Here is a 20,586-nt window from a genome sequence, read left to right as displayed (position 1 = left end):
TTCAACACCAATCATCTGGGATGCTGGTTCACCTAAATTCTCACTCAGTGCCTGTGCCTCACGCAACGCGAGTGCAATTCAACGTGCCTGGTGTCATCTCTCGCTCGCAATGGGTCTCAGTGGATTTCCCTATTTTCCACGCGGGGAAATTAATAAATTTCGATAACGAAATTAGATATTTACAATCATCTCCAGTGATGGAAACAAATTCAATTCACGCGGCTTCGGAATGCCTGAACGTCAATTACTAAAAATTTAGTTTGACACGTACGCAAAAAATCGCTGATGCTGTTCTGCATCCGGTTCCCGCCGGAGAACCATAATTTTTGGGAGGAGACAGATGCGGAGACATCTACTTTCCGCAGTGGCGGCGGCTGCCGTCATTGCGGGGCACGGGTCCGCTTGGGCCGACGAAGCCGCAGCACAACGTTGGATCGACGACGAATTCCAGCCATCGACCTTGTCGAAAGACGAACAAATGGCCGAGATGCAATGGTTTATCCAAGCTGCACAGCCCTACGCTGGCATGGAAATCAACGTCCTGTCCGAAGGCATTCCGACGCATTCCTACGAGTCGGAGGTTCTGACAAAGGCGTTTGAAGAAATCACCGGCATCAAGGTCAATCACCAGATCCTTGGCGAAGGCGAAGTGGTCCAGGCTGTTCAGACCCAGATGCAGACAGGTCGGAACCTGTATGACGGCTATGTCAACGACAGTGACCTGATTGGTACCCACTCGCGTCTGCAACTGGCCTATCCGCTGACCGACATGATGGGCGGCGACTGGGCGGCGACAACCTCGCCGACAATCGATCTGGATGACTTCATGGGCATTCAGTTCACCACCGGGCCGGACGGCAAGCTGTATCAGCTTCCCGACCAGCAGTTTGCGAACCTTTACTGGTTCCGCAAGGACTGGTTCGATGACGAGGCCAACAAGGCCGCGTTCAAAGAGAAATACGGCTATGATCTGGGCGTTCCGGTCAACTGGTCGGCCTATGAAGACATCGCCGAGTTCTTCACCAATGACGTGAAAGAAGTCGACGGCGTGGCGATCTACGGCCACATGGATTACGGCAAGCGCGCGCCCGACCTTGGCTGGCGCATGACCGACGCCTGGCTTTCGATGGCCGGTGCTGGTGACAAGGGCGAGCCGAACGGTATTCCGGTTGACGAATGGGGCATCCGCATGGAAGCGGGCACCTGTAACCCGGTCGGCGCCTCGGTGTCGCGCGGTGGTGCTGCAAACGGTCCGGCTGCGGTCTATGCGATCCGCAAATGGGACGAATGGCTGCGGGCCTACGCGCCTCCGGGTGCGGCGTCTTATGACTTCTATCAGTCGCTGCCGGCACTGAGCCAAGGCAACGTGGCCCAGCAGATTTTCTGGTACACCGCCTTTACCGCCGACATGGTGAAGCCGAAGTCCGAAGGCAACAACACCGTGGATGACGAAGGCACTCCGCTGTGGCGGATGGCGCCCAGCCCGCACGGCCCCTACTGGGAAGAAGGTCAGAAGGTTGGCTATCAGGACGTGGGTTCCTGGACGTTCCTGAAATCGACCCCCTCGGATCGTGCGCAGGCAGCCTGGCTTTATGCCCAGTTCGTGACGTCCAAGACTGTTGATGTGAAGAAGTCCCATGTGGGTCTGACCTTCATCCGCGACAGCTCGGTCAACCACGAGTCGTTCACCGAACGCGCATCCAAGCTGGGTGGCCTGGTCGAATTCTATCGCTCGCCTGACCGCGTGGCATGGTCGCCAACCGGCATCAACGTACCGGACTATCCAAAGCTGGCCCAGATCTGGTGGCAGCAGATCGGTGACGTGAACTCGGGCGCCTTCACCCCGCAAGAGGCGATGGACCGTCTGGCCGAAGAGATGGACATCACCATGGCCCGTATGCAGGCCGCGGATGAAAGCGCCGGTGTCTACGGCGGCTGCGGTCCACGCCTGAACGAGCCGCAGGACCCATCTTTCTGGCTGGAAAAAGCGGGTTCGCCCAAGGCCAAGCTGGAGAACGAAAAGCCGCAGGGCCAGACCGTCAACTATGACGAACTGGTTAAGCGCTGGCAATCCCAGTAAAAGCAACATCGTAGGCCGGGCTTAAGTCCGGCCTACCCCTGAATGCCCCGCGAGTTTCCCAGATGATTGAACTTCAAGACGCGACCAAACGGGTCGGCAACGTCATCCATATCAAGCCAACCAACCTGACGCTGCAAACCGGCCATTTCAACGTGCTATTGGGCGCGACAGGTTCCGGAAAAACGTCACTGATCAAAATGATGGCCGGGTTGGACCCGATCGCCTCAGGCAAGGTCCTGATGGACGGGCAGGACGTGACACGGTTGAACACGCAAAAGCGGCAGATCAGCCTGGTGCACCAGTTCTTCGTGAACTACCCGCATATGACCGTATTCGACAATATCGCCTCGCCCCTGCGCGTGGCTGGCATGGCTAAATCGGAAATCGATGGCCGCGTGGAAGAGGCCGCCGATCTGCTGCAACTGCGCCCCATGCTGCACCGCCGCCCACACGAGCTGTCGGGCGGGCAACAACAACGAACCGCGCTGGCGCGTGCCATCGCAAAGGAAAGCCGCGCCGTCTTCCTTGATGAGCCGCTTGCGAACCTTGATTATAAACTGCGCGAAGAGTTGCGCGAACAACTGCCCGATCTGTTCGCTGGTCGCGGGGCCGTCGTTGTCTACGCCACCTCGGAGCCTGAAGAGGCATTGCTGCTGGGAGGCTACACCGCGCTGATGGAAGACGGCCGCGTGACCCAGTTCGGCCCAACCACCGAAATCTATCGCAATCCGGAAAACATCGCCGCGGCGCGTGTATTCTCGGACCCGCCTATCAATGTGGCCCGTATCACTGTTTCCAGCGCCCGGGCGCAATTGGCAGGCAATGTCGGCTGGGCAGCCTCGGGCATGTCCGACGGGGAATATATGGTCGCCGTGCGCCCTCATCGCGTGACGCCATTTCGTACGTCTGACGCCGATGTCGAACTGACCGGACGTGTGATCGTGACCGAACTGTCAGGTTCGGATTCCAGCGCGCATTTCCAGCATGGTGATGAAGCCTGGGTTTCACTCGCCGCTGGTGTGCATCCCTATCAGGTCGGCGAAGATCACAGTTTCTACATGAACCCGGCGCATTGCCGGTACTTCAGCCAAGACGGCAAAAGGGTGGCCTGACATGGCACAGATCAAGCTTTCAAGCCTCCGACACAGCTATATGCCGTCACCAAAAGGCCCCGAGGACTATGCGCTGAAGGAAATCGACGTCACGTGGCGCGATGGCGGGGCCTATGCGCTGTTGGGGCCATCAGGTTGTGGCAAGTCCACGCTGCTGAACATCATATCCGGTCTTCTTACCCCCTCGGAAGGTCGGATAATGTTCGATGATCAGGACGTCACCGCCCTGCCCCCGAACCAACGCAACATCGCGCAGGTCTTTCAGTTCCCGGTGATCTACGACACGATGACCGTGGGCGAAAACCTGGCCTTCCCGTTGAAGAACCGGGGTGTCGACGCCGAAACCATCAAGCGTCGCGTTCTGGAAATCGCCGAGATGCTGGACGTCACGGACATGCTGAACACCCGCGCGTCAGGTCTGAGCCCGGACAACAAACAGAAGATCTCGATGGGTCGCGGCCTTGTTCGCGACGACGTGAATGCGGTGATGTTTGATGAACCGCTGACCGTGATCGACCCGCACCTGAAATGGAAACTGCGCTCCAAGCTGAAAGAGCTGCATCAGCGCGTGCAGGCAACCATGATCTACGTGACACACGACCAGACCGAGGCGCTGACCTTCGCCGACGAGGTGGTGGTAATGCAAGACGGTGAAGTGGTTCAGATCGGAACACCTGTCGAATTGTTTGAACGGCCCCAGCACACATTTGTCGGCCATTTCATCGGCTCGCCGGGCATGAATGTCCTTCCATGTGAAGCCAAAGGCGACCGCGCCGTTTTTGAAGGGCACGAGGTCATGCTGGAAGGTCCCACCCATGGTAACGGCGGACGCACCGATCTGGGTATCCGCCCGGAATATGTTGGTTTCGGCGACACTGGCATTCTGGCGCATGTGACCAAGGTCGCCGATATCGGCCGCCACTATGTGGTCAGCGCAGTGGTCGGCAACACCGCCCTCAAGGTCGTGACCGAACACAGTGTACCGGAACCGGGATCACAGGTCTTTTTGCAATTCAAACCCGAACAATCCCGCGTCTACCGCGACGGCTGGATTGCAACTCAGGAGCGGGCGCAATGAGAACGGAAAACCAAAAAGCATGGTTCTTTGTCCTGCCCGTTCTTGCACTGGTGGCGTTCAACGCGCTGGTGCCCATGATGACGGTGGTCAACTACTCGGTGCAGGAAACCTTCGGCAACAACCAGTTCTTCTGGGAAGGTTTGGGCTGGTTCGAACAGATCCTGCGATCCGACCGTTTTCAGGCAGCACTTGGACGGCAATTCCTGTTTACCTTCCTGATCCTGCTGATCGAGGTGCCCTTGGGCATCATCGTTGCCCTGTCTATGCCGCGCAAGGGCTTTTGGGTGCCGGTCTGTTTGGTGCTGATGGCTTTGCCGATGTTGATCCCATGGAACGTTGTGGGTTCGATGTGGAACATCTTCACTCTGCCCAAAATCGGATTGCTGGGATATTTCCTGAATGACGTGCTGGGCATCAACTATGACATGACGCAACAGCCGCTTTCGGCCTGGATCACCGTCATCGTCATGGATGTGTGGCACTGGACGTCGCTGGTCGTGCTGCTGTGCTATGCTGGCCTCGTGTCGATTCCCGACGCCTATTATCAGGCCGCCAAGATCGACGGCGCCAGCCCGTGGTCGGTGTTCCGCTATATCCAGTTGCCCAAGATGAAGACGGTTCTGACCATCGCTGTTCTGCTGCGGTTTATGGACAGCTTCAACATCTATACTGAGCCATTCGTGCTGACCGGCGGCGGTCCCGGCAACTCGACCACCCTGCTGTCGATTGACCTTGTGAAGATCGCACTGGGGCAGTTCGACCTTGGCCCGGCGGCAGCGATGAGCCTGATCTACTTCGCCATCACGCTGCTGGTGTCGTGGCTCTTCTACACTCTGATGACAAAGGACGACGCAGAATGAAAAAGCGGTCCATCATCCCGATCCTCTATATCGCGTTCCTGATGCTGCCGATCTATTGGCTGGTGGCGATGTCCTTCAAGACAACGAACGAGATCCTGTCGGGCTTTTCCCTGTTTCCCCAGACTTTTACGCTGGAAAACTATATTACAATCTTCACAGACCCAACCTGGTACTGGGGTTACATCAACTCGATCACCTATGTGACTCTGAACACAGTACTTTCCGTCTGCGTTGCCCTGCCTGCGGCTTACGCCTTCTCGCGCTATCGGTTCCTCGGGGACAAGCAACTGTTCTTTTGGCTGTTGACCAACCGCATGGCCCCAGCGGCGGTGTTCGCCCTGCCGTTTTTCCAGCTCTATTCATCGATCCACCTTTTCGACACCTATCTGGCCGTGGCTTTGGCCCATACACTGTTCAACGTGCCGCTGGCGGTGTGGATTCTGGAAGGTTTCATGCGTGGCATCCCAAAGGAGCTGGATGAAACCGCCTATGTGGATGGATATTCGTTCCCGCGCTTCTTCGTGACAATCTTCCTGCCCAACATCAAGGCAGGTGTCGGTGTCGCGGCATTCTTCTGCTTCATGTTCTCATGGGTGGAAATGCTGCTGGCCAAGACCCTGACCGCGGTCGAGGCCAAACCGATCGCTGCCGTGATGACCCGTACAGCATCCAGTGCCGGGTACGAATTGGGTCTGCTGGCCGCCGCGGGCACCCTGACCATCATCCCCGGTGCCATTGTCATCTGGTTTGTTCGCAACTACATCGCGCGTGGCTTCGCGATGGGACGTGTGTGAGGTTCTACATGCGAAAACTGCTTCTCACCCTCCCCTTCCTGCCCTCAACAGCCTTTGCCCAGGCCAAGGCCGGATGGGGCAATGTCGGACAGGAAGCCGAAAAAGGGTTCTCGTGGACGGACCCCCTTTGGCCTGATTTCTGGATGGCATGGACACCTGCCACGCTGGCCGTGTTTGTCGGTATCTTCTCGGCCATTGCATGCATTGGCTTGCTGGAAGGCTTCAAATTCCGCGACGGAATTGAACGGCGCGGGGTTCTGGGGCTAACAACCACGCTGGGGGATCGCCTGTTCATCACCCTTCTGGGGGCCGCATATATTTTCCTGGCGTGGCTTGGATTGGTCGGGCAACCCGTCTGGACACCGCTGTTCCTGTCCATTGGCTGGGGCGTTTTTGTTTTCTGGAAAGTTTAGACTTTGAGAAATCGCGAAAGGATGCTTGTCTGTCAGGCATACTAACGATGACGACACCGAGACCGATGCGAAAGAAAAAGACAACAAATCTGCTGACCGAGGTCGAACTGGAGTTCATGAACGAGCTCTGGGCCCTCGGGCAAGGCTCGGTGCGTGATGTCCTGGACCGCCTGCCATCAGAACGCAACCTGGCCTATACATCCGGGGCCACGATCCTGCGCATTCTGGATGAGAAGGGTTTTGTGGAAAGTCACAAATCTGGAAAAACCCTGATCTACACACCTCTTCTGGAAAAGGACAGATATCAGGCCCGTTCGCTGCAAAATCTGTCGCGCACGCTTTTCGACGACACCCCCGCCACACTGGTGGCGAGGCTGGTCGACGACGCGGGGCTGAGCGAAGCCGACCTGGAGGAAATTCGAGCACTGGTAGAGAGGAGACTGCAAAATGACAGCGGTTAGACCGGTTCTCGACGCATTTATCGAACTTAACATCGTGCTGGCCTTTTCGGCGGTCATCTGGCTGGTGACCCGCACAGCCCTAAGCCGCACCGCCCTGCGCAACGGCTATGTCGCACAGTTGCGGGCGCTTAAGACCCTGTGCATCTGTGTCCTTGCCAGTCCGTTTCTGGCCGTTGGCGTTTCGTCGCTGGCGACTTACGCATGGCCGGGCAGTGCCGTGGCCCTTGGCGATATCGCTGTTGCAGCCTATCTGCGCGGCGACATCGCAATGCCTGCCACGCAGTTCGAAGCATTGCTGAACACCCGCGAAAGATGGGTTGATCTGGCATTGTCCGGGCAACAGCCCGTGATCACCCTCGTTACCGCCATACTTGCCTGTATCGCAGCCGTGTACGCCGCGCGTGCCTTGCGGGACGCAATGACGATCCGTCAGACTGTCAATTCCAGTTTTCTTTGGCGGCGGTCCGCCAAGGTGGATATTCGACTGTCCGATCGCATCACTGTGCCCTTTGCCGTGCGAGGACTTCGCCGCCGCCACGTCGTTCTGCCCAGCCATCTGCTGGACACCCCGCGCGAGTTGCGTTTTGCACTTGCCCACGAGTTTCAGCATATCCGTACGGGTGACGTCGAATGGGAACTGGGGTTTGAGCTGCTGCGTCCGCTGTTGTTCTGGAACCCCGCCTATCTGATGCTCAAGTATCAGTTCGGCCGGCTGCGCGAGTTGGCCTGCGACCAGTCGGTTGTTGCGCGCAAACGGATTGATGCGCGGGAATACACGGCGTGCCTGCTGGACTATTGCGCCCGGACAATCTCAACCAACAGCCCACGCGTTCTGAATGTTGCTTTTGTGACTGGCGGCAAGGCAAAACGCGTGTTGCGGCAACGTGTAATCGCGCTGACCGATGTTCAGCCATCGGTACCTGCCCTACCGGCAGTGTTCCTTGGAATGACGCTGATATTTGGTGCGCTTTTGGCTCTGGGGTCGGCCTCAATCCAGCAGACACGGGATTGGAGCCATGACCGCCTGATGCTGTCGACAGTGGTCAACCTAGAACGGCTGGAAGCGCGCAATCAGGGGAACTGACCTGATCGCTTACCAGCCGCGACGCCCGAACAGCGAGTGAAGCCGCCCTTGATCGGCAAAAGGCTCGGGCGTTTGCACCCGTTCCAGCCGTGCCACTACACGCGCGACAAGAACCCATCCTATGACAGCAAAGATGACGCCCCCAAAAGCCTGACCCAACAGAACGCCCGACGCCCCGGCGATTTGTGAGCCAATCGTGGCAAACACCCATGTGCCAATGGTGTGACGACCCCAGTTTATCCATGTGGAATAGACCGGATGGCCCAGATTGTTGAAACTGGCATTTGTCACAAAAATCACACCATTGAAGAACGACGCCAATGCCAGCGGGCCGCAGAACAGATAAATCAGTACGCGCGTTTCCCCCTGGGCTGCGAACAAATTCGCAATTGGCGAACGCAGTAAAAACAAAATGGCCGACATGCAAAGAACGTAGATTGCGGTAAACTTGATCCCGGCCAAAAACGCAGCACGCACGCGATCAAATTTTTCTGCCCCGAAATTCTGCCCGATGATTGGCCCTATCGCACCGGACAGCGCAAAGATGACCGAAAACGCCACCGGCAACAGCCGCCCAATCACCGCCATGCCCGCAACCGCATCCGTTCCAAACTGTGCAATTTCCCGCACTACGATGGCATTCCCGATCGGCGTGGCGACATTCGTCAGAACGGCAGGGATTGCGATGGCCCGCACGGGCCGAAAATCCTGTGCCACCTGTTTCAGCGATGGGCGTGCAAATCCCTGATGCACCCGCAGCGCGGGCCACAATGCTGCGCCTAACATACATAGCCGCGCCAGAACCGAGGCTATCGCGGCCCCATCCAACCCCAGCCCGACGGCAAAGATCAAAATCGGGTCAAGAACTGCATTCACAACGCCGCCGTAAATCGTTGCCATCATCGATCGTCGCGCATCGCCGTGGGCGCGCAGCACAGCCATCGCCGCCATCGCAATCGACATCACCCACATGGTCGGCAGAATGATCGACACATAACGCGTCGCCAGCCGCAAAACCTCGCCCTTTGCGCCAAGCAGCGACAGCAGAAAACTGACGTTCAGCAACACCAGAACAGAGGTAACCAACCCGACGATCAGCCCCAGAACGGCGACACTGGATGCGTATTGCCTTGCCTGTTCAGCCCGCCCGCCGCCCAACTCACGCGCGACCAGCGCCCCGGCAGAAATCGACAGACCGATATTGATTGCGTTGGTGAAAAACAGCAGCGTCCCGGCATAACCTACCGCTGCGGCCAGCGCGTCGTTGCCCAGCATCGAGATAAAGACCATATCGACAAAATCGACAGCAAATATCGCCATCAATCCAATGCTCGTGGTCAGCGACATGCGCGTCACATGTAGCATCAGGTTGCCACTTAGAAAGATTGCCTTACCTGCCGATTTTTCCACCAAGTCTTTGGTCGTCCCACCTGCGCGACCCGGACGGGCCCATGATGCCACTGCGTTCGACAAGGGAAAGCCCCGGACAACGCCTAAGTAAACTCACGCGTTTCCGGGGCTTTGTACACCGAATATTTCAGTTCAGGCTCAGCCGACCGGAATTACACAAAGCGGTTCACGTAGTTCTCAAGCACTTCCTGACGCCCCGAGCGTGGCTGAGGATTGAGGTCTTCGGCAAGTACCCGCGCTGCAATCTCGTCGAGGCCAGAGGTTAGCATCGCCTGAGCCTTGGGCGTTTTCCAGCCTGCATACCGGTCGGCCAGTGCCTGTTCCAGACCACCATCATCAAGCATCGCAGCTGCCGCTTTCAGGCCCCGGGCGCAGATATCCATCCCGCCCACATGCGCCGCGATCAGGTCTTCGGCATCGATGGATTGCCTGCGAAGCTTGGCGTCGAAATTGGTACCACCCGTGGTAAACCCGCCCGCTTTCAGGATGTGGTAATAAGCCAGCGCGACTTCGGGCGTGTTGTTGGGGAACTGATCCGTATCCCACCCGGACTGGTAATCGTTCCGGTTCATGTCGATGGACCCAAGCATACCCTCAGCCGCAGCAACAGCGATCTCATGTTCGAAACTGTGTCCTGCCAGGATTGCGTGCCCTTGTTCCAGGTTCAGCTTGACCTCATCCTCGAGGCCGTACTTGCGCAGGAAACCGATACAGGTTGCCGCATCGAAATCATATTGATGCTTGGACGGCTCCTGCGGTTTGGGTTCGACGAGGATCGTGCCTTTGAAGCCGATCTTGTGCTTGTACTCGACCACCATGTTCAGGAACCGGCCCATATGATCCAGTTCGGCCTTCATGTCGGTATTGAGCAGCGTCTCGTAGCCCTCGCGTCCACCCCAAAGCACATAGTTCTCGCCGCCCAGTTTGTGGGTCGCGTCCAAACAGGATTTCACCGTGGCGGCAGCGAAAGCAAAGACGTCGGGGTCGGGGTTGGTGCTGGCACCCCCCATCCAGCGACGGTGGCTGAACATGTTGGCCGTTCCCCACAACAGCTTGGTGCCGGATGCCTGCATCTTTTCACCGATATAATCGGTGATCTCATTCAGCGTGCGCAGATTGTCGGCGAAGTTCCCATGCTCAGGGCGGATATCCGCGTCATGCCAGCAGAAATAGGGCTGTCCCAGGATCTGAAACATCTCAAAGGCGATATCGGCCTTCATCTTAGCGCGGCCCATGTCGTCTTGCGGATGCCATGGGCGTTCAAAAGTCGAGCCACCAAACGGATCCCCGCCTTCCCAGGCAAACGAGTGCCACCACGCCACGGCAAAACGCAGGTGATCCTCCATGCGCTTACCCATGACGATCTCGTCCGGGTTGTAGTGACGGAATGCGAGCGGGTTCTTACTGTTTTCGCCCTCGAATTGGACCTGCTCGATCCCCTGAAAGAAACCGCTCGTCATCTATTTTACCTCATTCCGTCTTTTCACCAGGTTTCTTGCCCAGAATGATCATCGACAGCAAATCGTCATCCGTGACATCGGCGATGTCGACTGTGCCAACCAGTTGCCCGTTTTTCATGACCGAAGCCCGGTCGCACAACTCCATTACTGCATGCACATCGTGGTCGATCAGGAAAATTCCGATCCCTTGCGCCTTGAGCTGCTGGATCAGGTCCGCCACCATCTGTGTTTCGTGCGGGCCAAGCGCGGCTGTGGGCTCGTCCATGATCAGGATGCGCGCATTGAAATATACCGCACGCGCGATGGCCACCGACTGCCGCTGACCACCGGATAGCGCCGAGACCGGGTCGTTGAACTTCTGAAAGTTCGGGTTCAACTGTGCCATGATCTTGCGGCATTCTGCCTCCATCGCAGCATCGTTGACCAGCCCGAAAGGCGTTACCATTTCCCGCCCCAGGAAAAGGTTCGAACTTGCATCCAGATTGTCCGCCAAGGCCAGCGTCTGATAGATCGTCTCGATATTGTTGGCACGCGCATCGCGGGGGTTGTTGATCTCAACCTTCTTGCCGTCGATCAGGATCTCTCCGTGGTCCTTCTGATAGGCACCTGAAAGCACCTTGATCAGCGTAGATTTACCGGCCCCGTTGTGGCCCAGAAGGCCCACAACCTCGCCCGGGTACAGATCGACCGAGACACGGTCCACCGCCTTGATGCCGCCGAACGAAATCGAGATATCGCGCATTTCGACAAGCGGAGGCTGGCCGGACCCACGGCCCGAAGTTTGGTTCTGTGTTTCTTGTGCTTGCATCATTTCGCTCCCAGACGTTTGCGATAGACGATGTCGATATAGACGGCCAAAACCAGAACGGTGCCCACGACGATGTTCTGAAAGGGTGCGTCTACGCCAACCATGGCCATGCCCGATTGCAGCGCCTGCATGATCAGCGCGCCTAGGATCGCGCCGTAGATCGTACCGATACCGCCCGACAAGGCGGTGCCGCCGATCACGGCCGCAGCAATCACGCGCAGCTCATCCAATGTGCCAATATCGTTCGAGTGGTTGGCCAGACGGGCCGAGGCCACGACTGCCGACAGCGCACACAAAAACCCCATCAGGGCAAAGATCTTGACGGTCATCATGCGGGTATTGATGCCCGACAGTTCCGCCGCATCCGGGTTGCCCCCCGTGGCAAAGATATAGCGGCCAAATCGGGTTTTGCGGGCCACAACAGTCAAGGTTACCGCAACAAGGATCAGGATCAGAACCGAGATCGGGATACCATAACCCACAACAAGCCCTTCAGGCATGGTCTCGCCCCGCGCTTCGAACATACGTTCCAGCCTGCGTGTGGGGATCGAGTAACTGTTGACGATCAAGACATAGCCCATAATGGCAATGCCAATGATCCCCGCCAAAGTTGTTTCGGCCCAAACCGGTTTCACAGGGAACCCATGGGCAGCCTTGGAGCGGCGTCCGCTCCACAACGCCCAGACCGCAATAGCGGTGGCGGCAAGGCCGAACAGAAGGCTGACCGTTGTTCCCAACGTCCCGTTGGTTCCGCCAAATATCAGGAACGTGCTGTCCAGCGGGCCGATTGTCTGGCCGTCTGTCATGTACCAGGCGACGTTGCGCCAGACCAGAAAACCGCCAAGCGTCACGATAAAGGCCGGTATGGTCAGATAGCCTACCATCCAACCGTGGAATGCGCCGATCAAGGTTCCGACTGCGAGGCCGACAACAAGGGTGATTGCCCAAGTCGCCGGGTGATTTAAACCTAACCCCAGCACGTTCGGCAGAAGTTCGGTCTGTGTCATCGCCATGACGGCGGATGTGGTCGCCAGCAGCGCGCCGACCGAAAGATCAATGTGGCGCATCACGATAATGAACACCATGCCGCAGGCCATTATCGCGACCGAGACGGTCTGGATCGACAGGTTGAACAGGTTTCTGGGCGTCAGAAAACGGCCATCCGTTACGATGTTGAAGCCGATGCAAAGGATGATAAAGGCGCCGATCATGCCCAATAGCCGCATGTCCAGTTCCAGTTGCTGGAACAGGTTGGCCTTTGCTTTTTGGGGTACCGGCTGAGACGAAGTTTCGGTCATATCCGATCTTTCATGTTCAGCTATGGTCTCTGGCCCGGCCTTGCGGGCCAGAGACGTTATGGTTTGGAGACTTGACTTAGTTGCAGGGTGCAGGGCCGTTTTCGACGCCCTGGCACAGGTCTTCCAGCGGAATCCAGCCAGCATCGACCACAACGGACAGGTTGTCTTTTGTGATCGGCACAGGCGCCAGGAAGACTGACGTCATCTCAGTCCCACCGGGCGAAGTCCAGCTGACCGCGCCTTCGACGTCCGCCGCAGCCGTTCCACCACTCAGCGCGACCGCGATTTCACCTGCGGCCTTGCCCAGTTCGCGTGCGTCTTTCCAGACCGAGACGGTTTGTGTGCCTTTGGCCACCCGGTTCAGCGCCGCATGGTCGCCATCCTGACCCGACACCGGAATACCGTCCATACCTTGCGCGGTCAGTGCAGCAACTACACCGCCTGCGGTTCCGTCATTTGACGCGACCACAGCATCGACTTTGTTTTCGTTGGCGGTCAGGATCTGTTCCATGTTGCGCTGCGCGTTCGCAGGCAGCCAGCCGTCGGTATAGGCTTCGCCAACGATCACAATGTCACCACTGTCAACAGCACCCTGAATAATCTCCTGTTGACCACCGCGCAGGAAATCCGCGTTCGGATCGGTGGGCGAGCCCTTGATCATCACATAGTTGCCTTTGGGCATGGCGTCGAACACCGCACGCGCCTGCATACGACCGACTTCGACATTGTCAAAAGTCAGGTAGAAGGCCCGATCATCTTCGATCAGACGGTCATACGCGATGACTGGGATACCTTCGTCGGCCGCAGCCTGAACAGCCGGTCCGATGGCCTGAGAATCCTGCGCCAGAATGATCAGCGCATCAACGCCCTGGGCGATCAGGCTTTCAATATCCGACAACTGCTTGGCCGACGACGATTGCGCATCTGCCGAAATATACTCGGCACCGCCTGCCTCAAGCGCGGCTTTGATTGCCGCTTCGTCGGTTTTCCAGCGCTCTTCCTGGAAGTTCGACCAGCTGACACCGACCGTGGTTTCTGCAAACGCAACCGTCCCCATCAGGACGGCCACAGCAGAAGCGCTGAGAATTCGTTTCATGATTTCCTCCCGGTTTATCGAGCCATCGCTTCATGATTCGTGGCTCTCACAGTTCTGAGTAGCATATTTATTTCAGTGAGTAAAATATTTATGCTACCCGAAAGAAGAAAAACCGCTTACGCTTGGGAAATCACCAGATTCGCGAGGGCAGGATGCTGAAAAGCAAGGTTTCTTCAAACGCTACGGATCAACGAAACATCACCCGCTTGCGCGTGCTGGAACAAATCCGGTCGACCGGAGCGATATCGCGGATCGACATTGCAAGCGCGCTTGAGACCAGCCCAGCGACAGTGACAGCGGCAACGTCAGATCTGCTTTCAGCTGGTCTGATTCAGGAAATCGAAAGCGAAACACCGTCAAAATCCGCGCGCCGCGGCAGACCACGTGTGCTGCTGAAACTGCATGGCGGATGTCACTTGATTGCAGGTGTAAAAGTGGCCCGGCACCAGATTTCAGTCATCCTGGTCGATTTTGAAGGCACCGAGATCATCTCCTACACACATCCGTTGGAAGAGGCCCGGATGGCCCCGGAGGCGTTTGCAATAAAGATATGCACGGCGCTGGAACAGGCCTGCGCGTCTGCAAGCTGGTCCCTGACAGAGGTCTCCGGCGTCTGCATCGGGATTGCCGGACTGGTCGACGCAGAGCGGAATTTTGTACATTGGTCATCTTCGCTGACAGAGCGCAACGTGGATCTGAGCCCGCTTCTGTCCCAAACGCTCCCCTGCCCCGCATTTATCGAGAATGACGCCAATCTGGTTGCAAAGGCCGAACAGCTTTTCGGTCTTGGCAAAGGGCTGAAGAACTTTCTGGTTGTCACGATAGAACACGGCATTGGTCTGGGCATTGTTTTGGATGGCAAGCTTTATCGCGGCGAGCGCGGCTGCGGCGCGGAATTCGGGCATGTCAAAGTTCAGCTGGATGGCGCATTGTGCCAGTGCGGGCAACGCGGATGCCTTGAAGCTTATGTTGGGGAATATGCCCTGATCCGCGAGGCAACCATTGCCAGCCAGGCAACTGACCCGCACACTCTTGCTGATATTCACGCAGCCGCCCAATCCGGTGATGCCCGGTCCGTTTCCGTTCTGTCCCGCGCTGGCCAGATGTTTGGAATGGGGCTTTCCAACTTGATCAATCTGTTCGATCCGGAATGTATCATCCTGTCCGGCACCCGAGGCAGCTTTGAATACCTACATTCTGAGGCAGTGATGACCCGTATCAAAAACGGTGTCGTCAGCGTTGACGCGCCACTGCCTGAAATCAACGTAAACCATTGGGGGGATTCAATGTGGGCAAAAGGGGCAGCAGCCTATGGGATCGAACAGGTCTCGATCCTGAAAGTCAGGGAACTGGCGGAAAATGCGAGTTGAACTGACGATCCTGCTAGCGACAGCGTCTGCCGCCACGGCCGACATCAACCTTCCGCAGTTTCACAGCGTCGACGTCCCCAGCCATGTTTACGACGGCGGATGGGAGCACTTCGTGGGCGGAGGCATCGCCGTTTTCGACTGCAATGGTGATGATCGGCCCGAACTGTTTGCCGCAGGGGGAACCAACCCGGCGCAATTGTTTGTCAACACATCAGGACCCGATGTCAGTTTTCGGTCAGAAACGACAAGCGCACTGTCCCTGACCGGCGTGACTGGCGCCTACCCAGTGGATATCGATGGGGACGGGTTTCTGGATCTGGCGGTTTTGCGCGTTGGCGAGGACGTTTTGTTGCGTGGCAAAGCGAATTGCGCATTTGAACCGTTCACCTCGTTGAATTTCCAGTCTCAGGATCACTGGACCACCGGTTTTTCCGCCACCTGGGAAAGTGGTCAAACCCTGCCGACACTGGCTTTTGGAACATATGTCGACCGAACCAATCCCAATGGCCCGTTTGAAACCTGCGGGCCGACGCTTTTGTATCGCCCCGAAGGGACGGCCTATGGCCCGCCTCTCCACCTGGTACCGGGACATTGTTCCTTGTCCATTCTGTTTTCCGACTGGGCGCGCACCGGGCGCGCGGACTTGCGTGTCAGTAACGACCGCCATTACTATGTGCGCGGCGGGCAAGAGCAGCTTTGGGCTATGGAAGACACGCCACGCCTTTACGCGCCGGAAGATGGGTGGCTGCCCTATTCGATCTGGGGCATGGGGATTGCATCAAGGGATATATCAGGGGACGGCTTCCCGGATGTTTACCTGACCTCGATGGGGGACCAGAAGTTTCAGATCTTTGATCCCACGGCCGAGGGACCGACATGGCGCGACGCGACTTATGACCGGGGGACAACGGCGCACAGGCCACATGTCGGTGGCGACGGTCGCCCGTCAACCGGCTGGCATGCGCAGTTCGGCGACGTCAATAACGACGCGCGCGACGACATATTTGTCGCCAAGGGCAATGTCGAACAGATGCCCGATGCGGCGCAAACCGACCCCAACAACCTGTTGCTGCAATCCGCAAATGGCCAGTTTTTCGAAGCTGCCTCAGCGGCGGGTGTCGCCTCCATGGGCAAGTCCCGCGGTGGGGCCTTGGCCGACCTGAATGGGGATGGATCACTTGATCTGGTGGTGGTCAATCGCGGGTCAGAGCTTGAGATATTTCAGAACGAACAACAGCTTGGAAACTGGGTTCAGGTTGATCTTGGCCAGGATCGTCCCAACCGCGCAGCTGTCGGCAGCTTCATCGAAGTCAAAACCTCCGACAGAGTCCAAACGCGGGAAGTGACCATTGGCGGTGGTCACGCAAGTGGCATCTCTGGGCTTCACCACTTTGGTCTGGGCAACGCGGACGAACTGGAGCTGCGGGTTATCTGGCCAGACGGCACGGTTGGTGATTGGCAGACCTTCAGAAGCAACCAAGTGCTTCGCATCGACCGCTGATCATTGATCAACAGGCAAACCGCTGGGCACATGCGCAGGCACACCTAGCCGGACTGCCGGGTCTTCCAGTGTGCTGAGGAAACTTAGAATGGCGTTCACCTCGTCATCACTCAGGCTGATTGGGGCCAGTTCATTCGACGCTGCAATCGCCTCGATCAACGTGGGGTCGAGCAAGGCTTTTTGATCTTCCGCGCCCGGAAACTCTGGCAACGCTGCTTTTTCGATCGAGTAGCTGCGCAAAGCTGCGACCGGATCCAGATGATGACGGACAACATCTTCAAGCCGCGCGTAGGCTCCGTTGTGACCATAGGGTGCCGTCAGGGTTACATTACGCAAGGATGGCGTGCGAAATGTGAAGGCGTCATCCGCATTGCCCGTCACACGCAATCGCCCGTCATCGCGAACATGGTTCTCGAACCGGGCGGCTTTTCCCGGCCCGATTTGCGGCATGGCGATAGAATGAAACCCATGATCCGTCTGGAACCAGCCGGAATGGCAGGTGCTGCACCCGGCCTTGCCGAAAAAAAGGTCGAGCCCCATTTGTGCCTGTTCGGGCAGCGCCTCTTTCCCCTGCATCGCGCGATCAAACAGGCTGTTGTCAGCGCGCCATTCAAAGGCGATGAAATCGGCAATGATATTGGCGATTGCGGTAAAAGTGATCTCTTCTCCGGGCGCGAGCTGGTCAAAGCGCGCCCTGTATTCCGGGATTGCGGCAACACGCGCCGCGATAAGCTCCCATGCGCCGTCCTTTTGGGTCAGCAACCCAAGACGTACGGCTTTGCTCACTTCGTTTTCCGAATAGTGGCCGGCCATTTCGTCAGCCGACAAGACCGGGAACATCGCTTGCGCGGCCAGTGCAGATTGGAAGCCCGGCCTCATATCTGTGCCCAAGGGCGTTCTGAACCCGTCAGGCTGTGACGGGTCTGCCTCAAGACGCCCGTCATGAAAGAAGGTGGTGAATTCCAGCGCCCCAAGGTTCCACAGCCCCGGTGCATTTCGGGGAATGCGCTGCTCGGGCATGTTTTCCTGATCAAGCCTGCGCGCTGCCCCCAGCCCCACACCGCCTTCACCGATACCCAGAGACAGCGCGTCTGACGTTCCCAGTTTCGGATGATGACAAGTGGCGCAGCTGATGTTTTTGTTCCCTGACAGGATCGGGTCGTAAAACAGCAACTGTCCCAGTTCGACCTTGGCAAGGTCCGGTTCTACAAATTGAGGAAGCGGCCCGAGGTCTTGCGCCTGCGCCGCCGACAGTGTCACGCAAAGGGCCAGAGCATATACCGATATCGCAACTTTCATACCTGATCCTCTGCGATTTCCAACGTCAGAACTTGTTTATACGGTCGGTCCGGTGAATGGATAACAGACGGAAACGAGGGGTGGTTCACAGCGTCCGTGTAACCGGAAGGTTCAATGCAAAGCCCTGCGCATGGCGTGAATGGATCAGACAGATGCGCGGCGGAATAGACCTGCGCGCCGGGCTGATCAGAGTAAACATTCATGCGCAAACCTGACGGTGTTTCGACTGTGGCAACCGGTCGATCGAAATTGCCCGCCTTTTCAAACACGAAGTAGTGGTCAAGGCCGCGCCCTTCATCACCGATAACGCGCGGGGATGAGAATTCCAGCGCTTGCGTTTCAAGCTCATTCACGACGCCTGTCGGAATGGAGTTGTCGTCCAGTTGCAGTACCCGCTTGGAATTCAGGGTCAAACGGCTGTCAAGAATACCGCTTTGGCACCCCAGAGTATAGTAATTGTGCTGCGCAATGCTGATCGGTGTAGGCCGGTCCGGCCATGCGGTGATCGTGTAAGTCAGCCGTGGAAAAGCCAGCTCGACATGAATCTCGAACCTGATTTCTCCGGGAAAACCGTCAGCGCCGTCAGGTGACGTCAAGGACAGAACCGCACGGTTCGGCTTGGTCTTCCTGATAATCCAGTGGCTGCGTGACAGCCCGACCACACCGCCATGCAGCGTGTTTTCCCCCTCATTCGCCGTCAGGCGATAAGCGGCATCCTGCATATTAAACTTTGCGCCACCGATCCGATTGGCGACGCGACCCACGATTGCACCCAGAAAATACGGGTCCGCCAAGTATTCCTGCGGGTTTGGATAGCCCAGGATCAAGGGCGTTTCACCGATCCACCACCCTTGTGTGATCGCCCCATAGCTCAGCAGGGAAACCGACATCGCACCATCTTCCAGAACAACCTGTTCGATGGGTAGGGAAGTGACGCCCTTCATCATGGCGCAGACAAGGGGGATAGTGCCGCATAAAACTGGCGGTATCTTTGATATTCAGCCTCATAGGCATCGAATAACCCCGCGCGCGGCTGAACAATTTCAGAGATTTCTGGCGATGTCATGAACTCCACCGGATCTGCGCCGTTTACTGCACAGGCAGCAAGGCGCGCCGCGCCGATGGCGGCTCCGAATTCACTGCCTTTGGGCAAGGCAAGCGGGACGCTCAGAACAGTTGCCAGCGTCTCGACCCAGAACCGGGATCGTGCGCCCCCGCCCACGACCATCAGGCTTTCAGGTTTTGTTCCCGTGCTCCTGAGGGCTTCAAGGCAATCGCGCAGCGCGAATGAGACACCTTCCATCACGGACTGTGCAAGATCCTCTGGATCTGACGCAATATCCAGCCCCATAAACGCCCCCCGGATAGCGCTGTCATTATGAGGGGTACGTTCCCCCGACAGATATGGCAGGAACTTGGTCTTCGACGGCCCGGTGACGGTATCCGGCAACGCCGATGCGAGTGCACCAACGGATTGGCCGAGGTTCCGGGACAGCCAGTTCAGACTGTTGGTCGCCGACAGGATGACACCCATTTGAATCCAGTGGTCCGGCACCGCGTGGCAGAAGCAGTGAACCGCCGTTTCCGGTGCGGGCGCGTAACTGTCCTTGGCAACCAGCAGCACACCCGACGTTCCCAGCGATAGAAAACCGCTGCCTTCGGCGATACTTCCAATACCACAGGCCGCCGCCGCGTTGTCGCCTGCCCCGCCGGCAACAACAACGGGTCCGGTCAGACCCCAGTGCTGCAAAATCTCCGCCCTCAGCTCGCCCCCGGCAGCGCTGCCTTCGACCAGTTCCGGCATCTGATCCCGACGCATATGGCTGAGCTCAAGCGCTGTTTCCGACCATTCACGGCATCCGACGTCCAACCACGCGGTACCCGCGCTATCGGACATGTCGCTGATGTAATCTCCGGTCAGCCAGAAGCGCAAATAATCTTTGGGGAGCAAGACTTTGGCCGTCTTTTCAAAAACGTCAGGTTCATGCCTGCGCACCCATTCCAGTTTAGGCGCAGTGAAGCCGGGAAAAACGATGTTTCCGGTGATCGATCGCATCGCGGAAAGCGCATCCAGTTCGGCAGCTTCACGGGCAGACCTTGTGTCGTTCCAAAGGATACAGGGCCTCAAGACGCGACCCTGTCGGTCCAGAAGCGTTGCGCCATGCATATGTCCGCTCAGACCAATGCCCCGCACTGCCGAAAACGCAGCGCCGTTTTGCCCGCGCAACTGGGCAACGACCTTTTGACACGCTTCAACCCAATCCGCAGGTTCCTGCTCTGACCAGCCCGGATGCGGTGTCGATGTGTTCACGCTCGCTTCGGCCTCGGCAACGACGTCGCCGTCTTCACTGACCACAATTCCCCGAAGACCTGACGTCCCCAAATCAAGACCGAGATACACCTGTTCCTCCCACTTGTAAGCCGCAATACTGTAGGCAACAGAAACCCAGTTTTGCAAAGGC

Annotated in this window: 18 protein-coding genes; 10 read left to right on the top strand and 8 right to left on the bottom strand. The window is 57.5% G+C overall.

What is annotated here, in order from left to right; translation table 11 throughout:
- Window positions 1–340: 340 nt before the first annotated feature.
- The 8 genes from ACR0BZ_RS02705 to ACR0BZ_RS02670 all read left to right on the top strand — a co-directional run bounded on the left by ACR0BZ_RS02705 (window position 341) and on the right by ACR0BZ_RS02670 (window position 7,882).
- Window positions 341–2,080, top strand: a complete 1,740-nt coding sequence (locus tag ACR0BZ_RS02705; RefSeq protein ID WP_480481601.1) for an ABC transporter substrate-binding protein — start codon at window positions 341–343, stop codon at window positions 2,078–2,080.
- Window positions 2,081–2,142: 62 nt separating this feature from the next.
- Window positions 2,143–3,192, top strand: coding sequence for an ABC transporter ATP-binding protein (locus tag ACR0BZ_RS02700; RefSeq protein ID WP_480919383.1), 1,050 nt, complete (start codon window positions 2,143–2,145; stop codon window positions 3,190–3,192).
- A 1-nt stretch (window position 3,193) separates the two neighbouring features.
- Window positions 3,194–4,270, top strand: coding sequence for an ABC transporter ATP-binding protein (locus ACR0BZ_RS02695; protein ID WP_480919382.1), 1,077 nt, complete (start codon window positions 3,194–3,196; stop codon window positions 4,268–4,270).
- A complete protein-coding gene (locus ACR0BZ_RS02690) occupies window positions 4,267–5,130 on the top strand; it encodes a carbohydrate ABC transporter permease (RefSeq protein WP_209595792.1) in 864 nt (287 codons plus the stop codon). Before ACR0BZ_RS02695 ends, ACR0BZ_RS02690 begins: the two co-directional genes overlap by 4 nt.
- A complete protein-coding gene (locus ACR0BZ_RS02685) occupies window positions 5,127–5,924 on the top strand; it encodes a carbohydrate ABC transporter permease (RefSeq protein WP_155139158.1) in 798 nt (265 codons plus the stop codon). Before ACR0BZ_RS02690 ends, ACR0BZ_RS02685 begins: the two co-directional genes overlap by 4 nt.
- Before the next feature lie 8 nt (window positions 5,925–5,932).
- Window positions 5,933–6,337 carry a DUF2160 domain-containing protein gene (locus ACR0BZ_RS02680; RefSeq protein ID WP_480583453.1) on the top strand — a complete coding sequence of 135 codons (405 nt, stop codon included), beginning with the start codon at window positions 5,933–5,935 and terminating at the stop codon, window positions 6,335–6,337.
- A 65-nt stretch (window positions 6,338–6,402) separates the two neighbouring features.
- Window positions 6,403–6,798, top strand: coding sequence for a BlaI/MecI/CopY family transcriptional regulator (locus tag ACR0BZ_RS02675; RefSeq protein ID WP_209504337.1), 396 nt, complete (start codon window positions 6,403–6,405; stop codon window positions 6,796–6,798).
- Entirely contained in the window at window positions 6,785–7,882 is a 1,098-nt protein-coding gene (locus ACR0BZ_RS02670; protein ID WP_480919381.1) for a M56 family metallopeptidase, read from the top strand. Before ACR0BZ_RS02675 ends, ACR0BZ_RS02670 begins: the two co-directional genes overlap by 14 nt.
- Before the next feature lie 9 nt (window positions 7,883–7,891).
- Here ACR0BZ_RS02670 and ACR0BZ_RS02665 read toward each other — a convergent pair whose 3' ends face one another.
- From ACR0BZ_RS02665 to xylF, 5 genes are all read right to left on the bottom strand, one after another.
- Complete coding sequence (locus ACR0BZ_RS02665) at window positions 7,892–9,247, bottom strand: MATE family efflux transporter (protein WP_480919380.1); 1,356 nt, start codon at window positions 9,245–9,247, stop codon at window positions 7,892–7,894.
- Window positions 9,248–9,444: 197 nt separating this feature from the next.
- Window positions 9,445–10,752: a xylose isomerase gene (gene xylA / locus ACR0BZ_RS02660; RefSeq protein WP_480919379.1), complete on the bottom strand. Its 1,308-nt coding sequence runs from the start codon at window positions 10,750–10,752 to the stop codon at window positions 9,445–9,447.
- A gap of 10 nt (window positions 10,753–10,762) precedes the next feature.
- Entirely contained in the window at window positions 10,763–11,560 is a 798-nt protein-coding gene (locus ACR0BZ_RS02655; RefSeq protein WP_209504341.1) for an ATP-binding cassette domain-containing protein, read from the bottom strand.
- Window positions 11,560–12,858: a sugar ABC transporter permease gene (locus ACR0BZ_RS02650; RefSeq protein WP_267364641.1), complete on the bottom strand. Its 1,299-nt coding sequence runs from the start codon at window positions 12,856–12,858 to the stop codon at window positions 11,560–11,562. Before ACR0BZ_RS02650 ends, ACR0BZ_RS02655 begins: the two co-directional genes overlap by 1 nt.
- A 76-nt stretch (window positions 12,859–12,934) precedes the next feature.
- The gene (xylF, locus tag ACR0BZ_RS02645) at window positions 12,935–13,954 is read right to left on the bottom strand and encodes a D-xylose ABC transporter substrate-binding protein (protein ID WP_267364640.1); all 1,020 of its coding nucleotides are present in this window, start codon (window positions 13,952–13,954) and stop codon (window positions 12,935–12,937) included.
- A gap of 152 nt (window positions 13,955–14,106) precedes the next feature.
- Here xylF and ACR0BZ_RS02640 point away from each other — a divergent pair, with 152 nt between their 5' ends.
- Both ACR0BZ_RS02640 and ACR0BZ_RS02635 read left to right on the top strand, forming a co-directional pair.
- Window positions 14,107–15,324, top strand: a complete 1,218-nt coding sequence (locus ACR0BZ_RS02640) for an ROK family transcriptional regulator (RefSeq protein ID WP_480919378.1) — start codon at window positions 14,107–14,109, stop codon at window positions 15,322–15,324.
- Window positions 15,314–16,825, top strand: a complete 1,512-nt coding sequence (locus ACR0BZ_RS02635) for a CRTAC1 family protein (RefSeq protein ID WP_480919377.1) — start codon at window positions 15,314–15,316, stop codon at window positions 16,823–16,825. The genes ACR0BZ_RS02640 and ACR0BZ_RS02635 overlap by 11 nt, the downstream gene beginning before the upstream one ends.
- Here ACR0BZ_RS02635 and ACR0BZ_RS02630 read toward each other — a convergent pair whose 3' ends face one another.
- From ACR0BZ_RS02630 to xylB, 3 genes are read right to left on the bottom strand one after another with little or no spacing between them, the layout of a single operon-like run.
- Window positions 16,826–18,124 (bottom strand): cytochrome-c peroxidase, encoded by a 1,299-nt coding sequence (locus tag ACR0BZ_RS02630; protein ID WP_480919376.1) that lies wholly within the window; start codon window positions 18,122–18,124, stop codon window positions 16,826–16,828.
- Window positions 18,121–19,071, bottom strand: a complete 951-nt coding sequence (locus tag ACR0BZ_RS02625) for an aldose epimerase family protein (protein ID WP_480919375.1) — start codon at window positions 19,069–19,071, stop codon at window positions 18,121–18,123. The genes ACR0BZ_RS02630 and ACR0BZ_RS02625 overlap by 4 nt, the downstream gene beginning before the upstream one ends.
- Window positions 19,068–20,525, bottom strand: a complete 1,458-nt coding sequence (gene xylB / locus ACR0BZ_RS02620; protein ID WP_480919462.1) for a xylulokinase — start codon at window positions 20,523–20,525, stop codon at window positions 19,068–19,070. The genes ACR0BZ_RS02625 and xylB overlap by 4 nt, the downstream gene beginning before the upstream one ends.
- Window positions 20,526–20,586 lie beyond the last annotated feature (61 nt).

This window comes from Ruegeria sp. P8, assembly GCF_056534665.1.
Note: the sequence above shows the minus strand (reverse complement) of the source record. Positions and strands in the feature narration are given on the sequence as shown.

What these genes read in the sequence shown, in the direction of transcription:
- ACR0BZ_RS02705 (WP_480481601.1), top strand. Translation starts at nt 341, where the DNA reads ATGCGGAGACATCTACTTTCCGCAGTGGCGGCGGCTGCCGTCATTGCG.
- ACR0BZ_RS02700 (WP_480919383.1), top strand. Translation starts at nt 2,143, where the DNA reads ATGATTGAACTTCAAGACGCGACCAAACGGGTCGGCAACGTCATCCAT.
- ACR0BZ_RS02695 (WP_480919382.1), top strand. Translation starts at nt 3,194, where the DNA reads ATGGCACAGATCAAGCTTTCAAGCCTCCGACACAGCTATATGCCGTCA.
- ACR0BZ_RS02690 (WP_209595792.1), top strand. Translation starts at nt 4,267, where the DNA reads ATGAGAACGGAAAACCAAAAAGCATGGTTCTTTGTCCTGCCCGTTCTT.
- ACR0BZ_RS02685 (WP_155139158.1), top strand. Translation starts at nt 5,127, where the DNA reads ATGAAAAAGCGGTCCATCATCCCGATCCTCTATATCGCGTTCCTGATG.
- ACR0BZ_RS02680 (WP_480583453.1), top strand. Translation starts at nt 5,933, where the DNA reads ATGCGAAAACTGCTTCTCACCCTCCCCTTCCTGCCCTCAACAGCCTTT.
- ACR0BZ_RS02675 (WP_209504337.1), top strand. Translation starts at nt 6,403, where the DNA reads ATGCGAAAGAAAAAGACAACAAATCTGCTGACCGAGGTCGAACTGGAG.
- ACR0BZ_RS02670 (WP_480919381.1), top strand. Translation starts at nt 6,785, where the DNA reads ATGACAGCGGTTAGACCGGTTCTCGACGCATTTATCGAACTTAACATC.
- ACR0BZ_RS02665 (WP_480919380.1), bottom strand. Translation starts at nt 9,247, where the DNA reads ATGCTACATGTGACGCGCATGTCGCTGACCACGAGCATTGGATTGATG.
- xylA (WP_480919379.1), bottom strand. Translation starts at nt 10,752, where the DNA reads ATGACGAGCGGTTTCTTTCAGGGGATCGAGCAGGTCCAATTCGAGGGC.
- ACR0BZ_RS02655 (WP_209504341.1), bottom strand. Translation starts at nt 11,560, where the DNA reads ATGCAAGCACAAGAAACACAGAACCAAACTTCGGGCCGTGGGTCCGGC.
- ACR0BZ_RS02650 (WP_267364641.1), bottom strand. Translation starts at nt 12,858, where the DNA reads ATGACCGAAACTTCGTCTCAGCCGGTACCCCAAAAAGCAAAGGCCAAC.
- xylF (WP_267364640.1), bottom strand. Translation starts at nt 13,954, where the DNA reads ATGAAACGAATTCTCAGCGCTTCTGCTGTGGCCGTCCTGATGGGGACG.
- ACR0BZ_RS02640 (WP_480919378.1), top strand. Translation starts at nt 14,107, where the DNA reads ATGCTGAAAAGCAAGGTTTCTTCAAACGCTACGGATCAACGAAACATC.
- ACR0BZ_RS02635 (WP_480919377.1), top strand. Translation starts at nt 15,314, where the DNA reads ATGCGAGTTGAACTGACGATCCTGCTAGCGACAGCGTCTGCCGCCACG.
- ACR0BZ_RS02630 (WP_480919376.1), bottom strand. Translation starts at nt 18,124, where the DNA reads ATGAAAGTTGCGATATCGGTATATGCTCTGGCCCTTTGCGTGACACTG.
- ACR0BZ_RS02625 (WP_480919375.1), bottom strand. Translation starts at nt 19,071, where the DNA reads ATGATGAAGGGCGTCACTTCCCTACCCATCGAACAGGTTGTTCTGGAA.